9 protein-coding genes and 1 pseudogene are annotated in these 12,849 nt (G+C 63.8%); 9 read left to right on the top strand and 1 reads right to left on the bottom strand.

What is annotated here, in order from left to right:
* Positions 1 to 133 precede the first annotated feature (133 nt).
* Positions 134 to 1,750 (bottom strand): RNA repair transcriptional activator RtcR, encoded by a 1,617-nt coding sequence (gene rtcR, locus ACWGRX_RS26650; RefSeq protein WP_452120022.1) that lies wholly within the window; start codon positions 1,748 to 1,750, stop codon positions 134 to 136.
* Between the two features lie 215 nt (positions 1,751 to 1,965).
* Between rtcR and ACWGRX_RS26655 the strand changes: the two genes are divergently transcribed.
* The 9 genes and pseudogenes from ACWGRX_RS26655 to ACWGRX_RS26695 all read left to right on the top strand — a co-directional run.
* The gene (locus tag ACWGRX_RS26655) at positions 1,966 to 3,525 is read left to right on the top strand and encodes a vWA domain-containing protein (RefSeq protein WP_452120023.1); all 1,560 of its coding nucleotides are present in this window, start codon (positions 1,966 to 1,968) and stop codon (positions 3,523 to 3,525) included.
* 695 nt (positions 3,526 to 4,220) lie between these two features.
* Complete coding sequence (locus ACWGRX_RS26660) at positions 4,221 to 5,621, top strand: RtcB family protein (protein WP_452120024.1); 1,401 nt, start codon at positions 4,221 to 4,223, stop codon at positions 5,619 to 5,621.
* 722 nt (positions 5,622 to 6,343) lie between these two features.
* Complete coding sequence (locus tag ACWGRX_RS26665) at positions 6,344 to 7,423, top strand: TRAP transporter substrate-binding protein (protein WP_452120025.1); 1,080 nt, start codon at positions 6,344 to 6,346, stop codon at positions 7,421 to 7,423.
* 170 nt (positions 7,424 to 7,593) lie between these two features.
* On the top strand, positions 7,594 to 8,145 hold the full coding sequence (locus ACWGRX_RS26670) for a TRAP transporter small permease subunit (RefSeq protein ID WP_452120026.1): 552 nt from the start codon (positions 7,594 to 7,596) through the stop codon (positions 8,143 to 8,145).
* Positions 8,146 to 8,157: 12 nt separating this feature from the next.
* The gene (locus tag ACWGRX_RS26675) at positions 8,158 to 10,026 is read left to right on the top strand and encodes a TRAP transporter large permease (RefSeq protein ID WP_452120027.1); all 1,869 of its coding nucleotides are present in this window, start codon (positions 8,158 to 8,160) and stop codon (positions 10,024 to 10,026) included.
* Between the two features lie 33 nt (positions 10,027 to 10,059).
* Positions 10,060 to 10,923, top strand: coding sequence for a DMT family transporter (locus ACWGRX_RS26680; RefSeq protein ID WP_452120028.1), 864 nt, complete (start codon positions 10,060 to 10,062; stop codon positions 10,921 to 10,923).
* Between the two features lie 146 nt (positions 10,924 to 11,069).
* A complete protein-coding gene (locus tag ACWGRX_RS26685) occupies positions 11,070 to 11,489 on the top strand; it encodes a VOC family protein (RefSeq protein ID WP_452120029.1) in 420 nt (139 codons plus the stop codon).
* A 33-nt stretch (positions 11,490 to 11,522) separates the two neighbouring features.
* Positions 11,523 to 12,536 carry a Gfo/Idh/MocA family protein gene (locus ACWGRX_RS26690; RefSeq protein ID WP_452120030.1) on the top strand — a complete coding sequence of 338 codons (1,014 nt, stop codon included), beginning with the start codon at positions 11,523 to 11,525 and terminating at the stop codon, positions 12,534 to 12,536.
* 135 nt (positions 12,537 to 12,671) lie between these two features.
* Positions 12,672 to 12,849 (top strand): annotated as a pseudogene (locus ACWGRX_RS26695) (IS481 family transposase); the annotation flags it as partial.

The raw sequence follows: 12,849 nt of genomic DNA on the forward strand, positions 1-12,849 counted from the left end.
CCGGGCCGCGGCTTCCTCCCCTGGAGGCTTTCGGACGCCGGCCCTCAGCCCGGTCAGACCCCGCCCGCACGGACCGGCATCCGAAACCCTTCACATGTCCGGACGTTGGGGGACTGCCCAGAAGCGGACATCGCTAGCCCTGCGAGTGCGTGGCCGACATATCCTCGAACTTCAGCCCGAAGCGCGCGAGGTATTTGCGCAGCCTGTCGGCATCGTTCCCGCTTGTCTTGGTCGTGCGAGAGACGGAGAAGAGCCTGCGCCCCGCTGCGCTGAGGGTGCGGCTTTCGCGGCAGACCCCGATGACTGCCGCCAGCTGGGCTCGGTCGAACAGATCGATCTCCTCGACCCGGTCACGCCCGAGGACGTCATGCAGCCGCTCCTCCGGCCCGGGAGCCCCCGCCGAACCGGCGCGCCAATGCTCGGATAGCCGCGCGATCTCGTCGCGCACCGTCGCTTCGTTGATGCGCCCTTGCGGCGCCAGCGTCGCCATGCGGGTGACCGAGGCCGAGAGATCACGGAAATTGGCGTGCCATGCGGCATCGGGTGCGATGGCGAATGTGAGATAGAGCGCGCGTGCCTCCTTGTTGAAGGTCACGTTCTGCCGCTCGCGCTCGGCGAAGCGGCGCAGCTCGAAGTCGAGATTGGGCTCGATGTCGTCCTTGCGGTCGCGCAGCGCCGGCAGGCGAAAGGTCCAGAGATTGAGCCGCGCGAACAGATCCTCGCGAAAAGTGCCTTCACGGACGCAGAGCGAGAGATCCTTGTTGGTGCCGGCGATGAGCTGGAAATCCGAGCTCCGGTCGCGGTCGGAGCCCATCGGCAGGAAGCGCTTCTCCTCGATCGCGCGCAGGCACATCGCCTGCTCGTCGAGCCCGAGTTCGCCGATCTCGTCGAGGAAGAGCACGCCCTTGTCGGCAGCCTTCATCAGGCCCGGCCTGTCGCTCTGGGCGCCAGTGAAGGCGCCCTTCACATGGCCGAACAGGGTCGACATCGCCTGATCGCCGCGCAGCGTCGCGCAATTCACCTCGACGAACTCGCCGGGGACCTGGTGCTGAGCCTTCTTCAGTTCGTAGATACGCTTGGCGAGTTGCGACTTGCCGGCGCCGGTTGGCCCGGTGAGCAGCACCGGTGCACGCGAGCGGATCGCGACCTTCTCGATCTGGTCGATCATCGCGTTGAAGGCGGTACTGCGCGTGGCGATGCCGGATTTCAGGAAGGAGGTCGCCTCTTCATGCTCAGCGGCGAAGCGCGTTGCGATGGCGTCGTAGCGCGAGAGGTCGAGGTCGATGATCGAATGATTGCCGGCATAGTCGCTGGTCTCCGGGCGCCCGCGCGGCGGCGAGAGCTGGATCAGGCGGCCGGGGATGTAATGCGCTTCCGTGAGCAGGAACCAGCAGATCTGCGCGACATGGGTGCCGGTGGTGATGTTGACCAGATAGTCCTCGCGATCGGGATCGAAGGCATAGGCGCGGGCAAAGTCGCGCAGGCTGGTATAGACCTCGCTGAAATCCCAGGGATCGGCCAGCTCGATCAGATGCTGCCGAACCTCCGTCGCCGGGGAGACCTTCTCGATGTCGGAGATGATCTCGCGTGCGAGGCCGCCCGAACTGGCGCCGTGGAGCAGCTCGAGGCGGTCGATGAAGAGCCCCTGCTGCTGGCAGAGCCCGATCGTCGGGCGCCAGCGCTTCCAGCGTTCGCCGCGCCCGGCGTCGAGCGTCGTTCCAAGGATGCTGATGGCGACGCGGCGGCGCATGATCGTATTATCCAATGATCTATATAATTATCTTACAGGATAATATTTTTAGGCGACAGACATCCTCGATTGGGAGCCTCCTGAGGCCGTCTAAAATACTTTTCTTATTATATATCAATTGGATGCACTAATAGTTCGTGCGTCCTTCCTGTCGCCTTCCCGGAGTTGGCACGAAGCCTGAAATGATCGGCTCGTGAAAACGAAGGATGAAGATGATGGCAAACAAATCCGTGTTTGCGACGATGGCAGGAAAGCTGCTCCCGCGCACCGATGCCAAGAACCATGAAGAGGCACAAGCTTACGGCCTGTCGCCTCGGCAGGCTCTGGCGCAACTGGCGGCGACGGGAACGTTCAACGCGACCTTCTATGCCGGGGCGCGGGAGCAGCTGACCGAAGTGCTGGAGCTGGCCTGGCAGGTCGAGCCGGATTTCCTGGCGAAGACCGCGGTGTTCGCGTTCGAGAAGGGCTACATGAAGGACATGCCGGCTCTGCTGCTCGCGGTGCTGTCCTGCCTGCATGGCGACGAGTTCAGTCGCGCCTTCCCGCGCATCGTCCGGAACGGCAAGATGCTGCGCAACTTCGTGCAGGTCATGCGATCCGGTGCGACCGGGCGCAAGTCGCTCGGAACGCGTCCCAAGCGCTTCGTCCAGGCCTGGTTCGAGCAGGCGAGCGATATCGAGGTCATGCGCGCCGCGGTCGGCAACGAGCCGTCCTTGGCCGATGTGATCAAGATGGTGCACCCGAAGCCGGCATCGGCGGCGCGCGCGGCCCTCTATGGCTACCTGATCGGCAAGCCGCACGACGTGCTGGCGCTGCCCGAGCTGGTCAAGGCCTTCGAGGCATTCAAGCGCGATCCGTCGCTGCCAGTGCCGGCGGTGCCATTCCAGATGCTGACCGCATTGCCCCTGACCAGGGAGCATTGGGTGGAGATCACCGGGACGGCTGGCTGGCAGATGCTGCGGCAGAACCTCAACAGCCTCGCCCGCAACGGCGTGTTCGAGGTCGAGGGCTTCGCCGAGCAGCTGGCGCGGCGCTTGCGCGATCCGGAGGAGATCCGGCGCGCCAGGGTGTTCCCGTACCAGCTGATGGTGGCCTTCACCATGGCTGACGCGGCGGTGCCCGGGGTCGTGAAGGAGGCATTGCAGGACGCGATGGAGATCGCGCTCGCCAATGTGCCTGCGATCGGCGGCCGCGTCGTGGTCTGCCCGGACGTGTCCGGCTCGATGATCTCGCCCGTGACGGGTCACCGCCAGGGCGCTTCGAGCAAGGTGCGCTGCATCGATGTCGCGGCCCTGGTGGCGGCGGCGTTCCTGCGGGCCAACCGCACGGCGAGGGTGCTGCCCTTCGAGCAGGATGTGGTCGACGTCGACCTCAACCCGCGCGATGCGGTGATGACCAATGCGGTCAAGTTGGCTGCGATCGGAGGCGGCGGGACGAACTGTTCCGCCCCGCTGGAGTGGCTAGCACAGGAGAGGGCGAAGGTCGATCTCGTCGTCTTCGTCTCGGACAACCAGTCCTGGGTGGATGCATCAGCGCATGCGCATCAGGGCACCGCGACGATGCAGGCGTGGAATAGGGTGAAGATGGCGAACCCGCAGGCGAAGCTCGTCTGCATCGACCTCCAGCCCCTGACCACGACGCAGGCGAAGAGCCGTGGCGACATCCTGAATGTCGGCGGCTTCTCCGATCAGGTCTTCGAAGTGATCGCCACGATGGCCAAGGCCGAGACCGGCGCCGACCATTGGGTCGAACAGATCGAGGCCATCACGCTGTAGGCCCCCGGCGGCAATCCGGCCGCCGGGGTTTTGGGAAGGACTTCGAAGCAGGCATGACGAATGCCGATGGAACTACAGGCTGTAACCCTCCAGGTCGCGGGTTCGATCCCCGCCGGGTCCACCAACGGAGGGCCCGTAGCTCAGCGGTAGAGCAGGTGTCCGTCGCAAGACGGGCGATGTTTCATCCCCCCTTGTCGTCATGACCTCGAACCAGATTGGAGACCAAGACCAGACAACACCCGGCGAATGCAGGCAGGACTACAGGTAGAGCAGCCGTGGCAAGGGCCATGGCCTGTCGGACGTTCAAATCGTTCCCGGCCTTCACCGGAAGGTTCGGTAGCTCAGTAAAGGTGTCTTGCCGCCCTCGTCGCCGGGACCGAATGACATGGCGAATGCCTGCGGGACTACATCGGTGTTGGTGGTTCGAATCCACCCCGCTCGCCTTCGGCTTGCGGAAGTCTCGCAAACCCTGGTCGCCATGGCCGCTTTGGAACGGCTGAATGCAGACGGGACTACACAGGTAGATGCAGCCTGCTCCGGCAGGTGCCGAAAGGCGTGAAGGTTCCAACCCTTCCCTCGCTCCGGCGAGGTGGCGGAAATCGTCTCGTGATCCTTGTCAGCCGATCCGACCGAAAACAGAGATGACTATGGGAGCGTATGCGGCCATGCGGCAGGCATGCGGAAAGAGAGAGACGATGACTGACGTTCTGAGTGGGCAGGATCTGATCGATGCCGGCGTCAAGCAGGGCAAGTGGTTCGGCCGCGCGCTCGCGGCCGGAAACGCGCTGCTGGAAAAGGGCGGCTCCTTCGAGGAGGCGATCGCGGTCGCGTGCAGCTTCGAGCCGCCTCCGGCGACGCCGCTCCACACGGCCGGGACCGTGCCCTTCCATCTGAACATCGACGCGGAGACGCCGGAGGAGGCGGCGAGCGTCGAATCCGTCGTGCTCAGCATGGCCGAGTTGATGCGCACCCCGGTGATCCGTGCTGGCGCGGTGATGCCCGATGCCTGCCCCGCCGGCCCAATCGGCACGATTCCCGTCGGCGGTGTCGCGGTCTCCGAGGGCATCCATCCCGGCATGCACTCGGCCGATATCTGCTGCTCGATGGCGATCTCGGTGTTCCCAGGTATCGCGCCAGCGGCTCTGCTGGACACTGTCCAGACCGTCACGCATTTCGGTCCTGGCGGGCGTCCGCGCGGGCAGCAGATCCGGCCGCCGGCGGAGGTGATGGCGCGCTTTGCCGCAAACCCGCTGCTGAGTGATATCACCAGCGCCGCGATCGAGCATTTCGGCACGCAGGGCGACGGCAACCACTTCGCCTATGTCGGGACGTTGAAATCGAGCGGCGAGACGGCGCTGGTGACCCATCACGGTTCGCGTGGCCCCGGCGCCCGGCTCTACAGCAAGGGCATGCGAGCGGCGGAGAATTTCCGCCGGCTGCTCTCGCCCGAGACGGCGCCGCAGAATGCCTGGATCCCGGCCGATACGCGCGAGGGCGACGAATACTGGGACGCGCTGCAGGCCATTCGCGAATGGACGAAGCAGAACCATCTCGTCATCCACGACATGGTGGCCGAGCGGCTGTCGGCGCGCGTGGCCGACCGGTTCTGGAACGAGCACAACTTCGTCTTCCGGCGCTCGGACGGGCTATTCTACCACGGCAAAGGGGCGACCCCTGCCTTCGACGGCTGGGCTGAGGACGCCACCGATCTCACCCTGATCCCGCTCAATATGGCGGAGCCGGTGCTGATCGCGCGCGGCAAGAACGCGGCCAACGGCCTTGGCTTCTCGCCGCATGGAGCGGGGCGGAACTTCTCCCGTACCCAGCACAAGCGGAGGCTGGCCGGGCGCACGGACGCTGAGATCTTCGCGGAGGAGACCAAGGCTATCGATGCGCGCTTCTTCTCGGGCGTCATCGATATCTCGGAGCTGCCGAGCGCCTACAAGAGCGCGGCCTCGGTGCGCCGGCAGATCGAGCATTACGATCTGGCCGAGATCGTCGACGAGGTGCTGCCCCATGGCTGCATCATGGCCGGTGACTGGGAGAGGGATGCGCCCTGGCGGAAGAAGAAGCAGCGGCAGCAAGGCCAGAGCTGATCAGGGAGTGGACATCTGCATTGTGTATCCGGAGATCCCAGCGCGACGGGCAGCCGTCGCGCTGGCCGGGTTAGAGATTCGTCTGCTCGGACAGGATCTGAGCATCGTCAACTTCGATCCCGAGCTATCGGACGGCGCTTTCCAGCTTGGAGTGCCCAGCAGTGGCCGACAGGCGCGAAGGTTGCCGGTGCGCTTGCAAATCAGGGCAACTTTCGTCCGCCGCAGGCGGTGTGCCCCGTAGAGCGGGGGATCCAGGCTTATCAAGGCGACCCAGCCATCGAGCAGCAGGCCGTGCTGCCGCATAGTCACGTCGTCGCCCGGCCGCCTGCGGCTTCGGAAGAGCCAGCGCCGGCTCCTACTGGTCGCCTCCTTAGCCAAGCCGTAAGTGCTTCTCGGATCGAAACCGACAGCTCGAACGGCACCGGCCGGCCGGCTTCCTGCGGGATAATCAATGTCCTCGACCTCACGGTTCCACCGAGCACGACGTAAAACCCACGCGAACGGGCGGCGGGTGGCCTGTGCATAAGACCGGCGGCAGGCGCAGTGCGATGAGCCCGGCCTGAAGTCACGCCGCAATGCCACTATTGCATTCTGATACGTTTGATGACATACTCACCAGTAATATTTTCGACGGATGGGAAAATGGAGCTCCAGCTCCTGTGACCATCTGGCGAAGGGGAGAACTGTCTCAAGACGGCATCCGAACTCATGGGAGGACAAGCATGGATAGACGGAATTTTGTGAAAGTGGGCACCATTGGTGCCGCCGCGACTGCCATCGCCGCGCCGGCGATTGCCCAGTCCTCACCGGAGTTGCGCTGGCGCCTGACCTCGGTGGTTCCGAAGACACTTCTAGCGCATTGGGGCAGCCTGGAGTTGTTCGCCAAGATCGTCTCCGAGGCGACCGACGGCCGCTTCCAGATCCAGCTATTCTCCGTCGGCGAAATCGTCGATGCCAACGGGTCGTTCGATGCAGTCAAGAACAACACGGTCGAGGTCGCGCACACGGCGCTGCACTACTTCATCGGGCGATCGCGCGCCTTTCCGGTGATGAGCTCGCTGCCATTCGGCATGAACACGCGGCAGTCGAACGCTTGGTTCTACCGGGGTGGCGGCATCGATCTCTGCAATTCGGTCCTGGCCAAGCACGGCGTCTATGCCCTTCCTGCCGGCAGCACCGGCGAGCAGATGGGGGGCTGGTTCCGCAAAGAGATTAAGACGGTCGCCGATCTCAAGGGGCTGCGCTTCCGAATTCCGGGGCTGGCCGGGGAGATCCTGTCGAAGCTCGGCGTGCTGCCGGTGATGATCCCGGCAGCCGACGTCTACCCGTCACTCGAGCGCGGCACGATCGACGGGGCGGATTTCATCCAGCCCTCTGACGACGAGAAATTCGGCTTCCAGAAAGTCGCTCCCTATTACTACTACCCGTCGCCCTGGGAAGGGGCGTCCTATATCCACCTCGTCTTTAACAGCGAGCGTTGGAACGCCTTGCCGAAGGCCTACAAGGCCGTGGTGACTGCAGCCGCCAAGGCCGCCAATCACGATCAGACCGAATATTATGATACGGTGTGCGGCCCCGCCCTTCGCCGGCTCGTCGCCGCCGGCACCAAGCTGACGGGGTATAATCCGGACCTGGTCAAGACGATCCATGCCTCGGCCCTTGAGCTGTACAAGGATTTCGCGGCCAAGGATCCCGATTTCAAGCTCGTCTATGACGCGCATATAGCAAGCCAGCGCGATCAGTCGCTGTGGAACCAGATTGCAGAGTTCAACTACAATAAGATGATCTACTCCCTCCTTTAGGATCTCCGGGCGAAAGGCGCGGAGCTGTTCGCGCCTTTCGCCGATCCGGAAGAGAAAGCGCTAGCGTTCCGTGGGAGGCGAAAGCCACTCGCACGGGAGCCCTGCCTAGTCGTCGCGAGCCCGCGCATCATTCGTCGGAATCCGACAGAACATCTCACCGAGAAAAGACAATGATATCTGCGCTTCGACGGATTTCTCATGTCATCGATAAATTCAACGGCGCGATCGGGCACATATTCGCGTGGTGCCTGACCTGCTCGATCGTAGTCTCGGTTGCGAATGCACTGGCCAGAAAATTCTTACTCTGGTCGTCCAACAGCCTGCTCGAAATTCAATGGTACCTGTTCGGCGCCACCTTCATGCTGTGCGCAGCGTGGACTCTCAGAGAAGACAAGCATGTCAGAATCGACATCTTCTCCAGCATGATGAGTCCAAGAACAAGAGCAATCGTAGAAACCCTTGGGACGATCCTTATTATCGTCCCGTTCTCCGGTACTGTATTCTATCTTAGCATTCCTTATCTGGTAGATTCGTACAGATCCCAGGAAATGTCCAACAATGTCGGCGGGCTTATCATGTGGCCGGCCAAGGCGCTGATCAGCGCCGGCTTCCTGTGCCTGCTGCTGCAGGCGTTGAGCGAGATCATCAAGCTGACGATCGGCGATCGAAACTATCGGGCCGGGGAGCGTTTCTCGCCCGCCCCTGAAGCCAAGGCGAATTGAGGAAGCCCGATCGTGATCCATCTCATCGCCGAGAACCTGGCACCGATCATGTTTGCCGCCATGATCGTCCTCCTGCTGCTCGGTCTCCCCGTTGGCTTTACGCTCGGGTTGACCGGCCTGCTCTTCTTCTTCGTCGGCGTCGAACTGGCGCCGTTCGCGCCGGAGGTCATTCGTCTCGACTGGCTGCTGCTGCAGGCCTTGCCGGGGCGCATCTTCGGCGTGATGAGCAATGACGTCCTGCTGGCGATCCCGTTCTTTACCTTCATGGGCCTGATCCTCGAGCGATCAGGCATGGCCGAGGATCTGCTGGAGACGGTCGGGCAAGTATTCGGTACCGTCCGGGGCGGGCTCGCCTACGCCGTGATCTTCGTCGGCGCCCTGCTGGCGGCGACGACGGGCGTACTTTCGGCTGCCGTGATCTCGATGGGCCTGATCTCGCTGCCAATCATGCTGCGCTACGGCTACGATCGCCGACTGGCCTCGGGCGTGATCGCGGCTTCCGGCACGCTTTCCCTGATCATGCCGCCTTCGATCGTGTTGATCGTCCTGGCCGATCAGCTCAGCCGCCCGGTCGGTGATATGTATCAGGGCGCCTTTCTTCCCGCCCTCGTGCTGTGCGGCTGTTATGCGCTTTGGATCATGCTGATGAGCTTCCTCAAGCCGGGCCTGGCGCCTGGCTTGCCGAAGGAGGCGATCGGCTTCAAGGAGCCCAATGGCAGCCGTGGCCTGTGGCAAATCGGGCTGATCGCCCTGTTCAGTGCCGGCATCGGCTATCTCATCGTCAAGGAAGCCGGCGTCAGCGGCAGCGCGGAGGTGACGATCCTGTCGATCTTCGCCGCCTCCCTAGTGGCATTCCTCGCTGCCGGACTGAACAGGGTGCCAGCCTTCCACAATCCGGCCATGGCCCTCCTCGTCCTGGCGGCGGCCTTCGGATTTTATCGCTTCTCCGGTTCGGGCGGTGAGCCCGGCGCCTATCGGAGCCTGATCGGAGTGCTGGCTGGGGCGCAGCTCTATGTCTTCCTGGCGGCGCTCCTGGCCAAGGCGACCCCGATCCGGCTGTTCTCCAGCCTGGCCGAACGGATCGCCTTCGTCATGATCCCGCCGCTGCTGCTGATCTTCCTGGTGCTCGGAACCATCTTCATCGGCGTCGCGACGCCGACCGAGGCCGGCGCGATGGGGGCGCTGGGCGCCGTCTGCATCGCCATCGTGATGCGGATCGTCAACGGCAACCCGGAGCGCTTCAACTGGCGCATCCTCTCGCAGGCCACCTACTCGACGGCGCAGCTTTCGGCCTTCGTCATGATCCTCCTGATCGGCGCCAGGGTGTTCTCGCTGACCTTCTACGGCATCAACGGCCATGTCTGGATCGAGCATTCGCTGGTCAAACTGCCGGCTGGCGAAACCGGCTTCATGATCTTCGTCGCCGTGCTGGTCTTCCTGCTGGCGTTCTTCCTCGACTTCTTCGAGATCGCCTTCATCGTCGTTCCGCTGCTGGCACCGGCCGCGACCTCACTCGGCATCGACCTCGTCTGGTTCGGAATCGTCATCGCCACGACGCTGCAGACAGCCTTCATGCATCCGCCCTTCGGCTTCGCGCTGATCTTCCTGCGCTCGGTCGCGCCAAAGGAGGCCTATGTCGACAAGCTGACAAGCCAACGCATCGAGCCGATCACCTCGGGCCAGATCTATTTCGGGGCGATCCCCTTCCTGATCATCCAGTGCGTCGTCGTCGGCATCGTGATCGCGATGCCCTCGCTAGTCACGCATTACCGAGGCGCGGCGGCTACGGTGCCGGCCGGCAATATCGACGATCTCATCCTCAACAAGAAGCCGCTGCTCGAAACGCCGAGCGCCGGCGGCCTGCTGATCAATCGGCCCTGAGCACGATGGCATCGGGCTGAGCGGAGCACTGCGATGGTTGCCGCGATCGCTGCGGCAGCCGCCGCCAACATGATCCTGGGGGTCAGCGACGTCTGGCTTCGCGCCATCGCAGACGAGGTCGGTCTGGTGCAGGCGCATTGGCTGCGCTCGCTCTTCTTCTTGATCTTGGTCACCGTGTTTCTCCGGCCGCAGCTGCGATGGCCCGCTGCCGGGCAGTCGCCTCTGCCGCTCCAGCTTGTCCGGGCGCTGCTGCCCGTCGCCGCCAGCCTCGCCCTGCTCGGGGCGATGGCCTACATCCCGGTGGCGGAAGCGACCGCCTTGGTCCTGGTCGGGCCGACCCTCGTTGCTCTGGTCGGTCCGGTCCTGCTCGGCGAAAAGCTCGCAGGCTCGCGCTTCGCCGCCGCCCTCCTCGGCCTTGCGGGCATGGCTCTGGTCGTTCGTCCGGGCTTTTCCACGTTTGCCTTCGGGCATCTCCTCGCCATCTGCGGCGCGCTCCTCTTCGCGCTCTATCAACTGGCGACACGACGTATTTCGGTCGCGACCGACCCACGCCTGTCCCTGTTCGTCCTGGCTGCGGTCGCACTGCTGGTGACGAAACCGTTCGTCGCGCTGAGCTGGCGCCCGCTCGGGGTCTCCGATCTTTCCGGCACGTTCGGCGCGGCGCTGCTCTATCTCGCAGGGCAGGGCTTGCTGCTCTACGGCTATGCCCGCGCCGAAGCCTCGCTGCTCGCGCCGACGACCTATCTCCTGCTTGTCGGCGCGGCGATTGCCGGGGTCGTTCTGTTCCAGCAGGTGCCGGACATTGTCGCCCTGGCTGGATGCGCGGTCATCATCCTCGCCAGCCTGCTGCCCGTCATGCTTTCGACCCTGCGCGGGCGGGGAAACCGGGCGCGCTAGCGGGTGACTTGCCTGTCTGCGCATGTCTCGCGGGCGGCCAGAACTCCGCGCGTAAGACGGCGACCAAGCCCGCATGGCCGTTGACATACGCATTGGTTCTTTTTAAAACCAGCTAGTATAATTCTTTCAGCCTCGGGAGGCGTCTCATGAAAATCGAGTTCCACCATTTGAACATCTGCTCGAAGCAGGTCCCGGAAATGGACACGTTCTATCGCGAAGTCCTGGATCTGACGCCGGTCCCGGGCATGGACCCGAAGCGGGTCGGCCGGCAGGACTATGGCGGCGAGACGACCTACGTCACCGACGGTCAGGCCCAGTTCCACCTTTCGGAGAGCGATCCCCTCGTCGGCGTCCGGACAAACAATGCGATCAACCCGCTCCAGCAGGGCCACATCGCCTTTCGGACGGACGACCTGGCTGCTTTCAAAAAGCGGCTGGAAGAAAAGGGCATCCCCTATGCCCATTACGGGCAGTGGGCGATGGGCGATTTCGATCAGGTTTTCTTCTACGATCCGGCCGGAAACGTCGTCGAGGTCCACGAAGTCAAGGCGATGCGCCAGCCGTAAGGCCCGGTGCCGAGACAAGCCATGGCTGAGGCAATGCTGGGTGCGGTGGTGGGATGCGGGGCTATCGCGCCGCGTCATCTCACTGCTTGGGCGGATCTCGCGGACGTGCGGATCGTCGCGGTCTGCGACGCCAATCGGGAGCGCGCCGAAGCCCTCGGCGCCGCCTTTGGGATCGACCGGGTCTTCTGCTCGATGAGCGATCTGCTTGCCGCGGAGGGCGGCAGGCTGGACTTCGTCGATATCACGACACCGCCTGGCACGCGGCGGCCCCTCATCGAGCAGGCGCTGGAGGGGGGTCTGCATGTGCTTTCCCAGAAGCCGCTGGCCGAAACTCTGGGCGAGGCGAGGGAGATTCTGGCCCTCGCCCAAGGATACGGCACCACCGCCGCGGTGAACGAGATCTGGAAATGGTTGCCGGGTTACCGGAAGGCCTACGATCTGATCGCCAGTGGCGAGCTGGGCCGGATCGAATATGTGCGGTTCTCGTCGACCGGCAATTTCCTCGAATCATGGCGGACGAACCCGGACTATTTCGGGTTGTTCGAGCGGCTGAAGCCGCTCGGCGACCTGGTCCTGTTCGAATATGGCGTGCATGTGCTCGACCTGTTTCGGGCCCTGTTTGGCGAGCCGATCGCAGTGAGGGCGTCGACCGCCAAATTCCACCCCGCGACCGCCGGCGAGGATGCCGCCTGGGCTCGGCTTGAATTCCCCGAATTCTGCGCCGACATCACGCTGGATTGGTGTGACGGTTCGGGCGCGGATTTCGATGTCCTGACCGCCGACCATCTCGCCATCAGGACCGCTGCCGGCCGGCTCGTCGTCTCGGCCGGCAACAAGGTGACATGGCAGCGCGGCGAGCATGCCGAGGCCTGGCATTTCGATCCAGATCCGCGGGCCGCCGGCTTTCGGGAGAGCCAGCGCGATTTTCTCGCGAATATCGGCGCGGGCACGGCGCCCGCCTCCGCGCTGGCCGATAATCTGAGCACGATGGAACTCCTGTTCACCTGCTACCGGAGCGCGGCCGCTCAGGAGAAGATCCGGCTGTGACCGGCGCCGACGCGGGAAGCGTCGGCTTGTTTCCTCGCCGCAAGTGACCGGAAACCCGGGCGAATCTGCCTGCCCTAGCTGCTTGCTTCCGGGCTTTGATGGTGCAGGCTTTTCACAGGAGTGGAAGGATACGCTATGGGCCAGGTTGATCATGGGAGCGCACGACGACAGCGTCGGTCGGTCGAGCGATACAGCATAGTCAAGAGCCTGAGGGCTCAGGCGAAGCACTACGGTATCAACCCGAAGACCGTCGCGAAGTGGAAGAAGCGCAGCTCGGAGGCTGATGTGCCAACGGGGCCGAAGACCCCAACCT

Source organism: Allobosea sp. NPDC055594 (genome assembly GCF_053618995.1).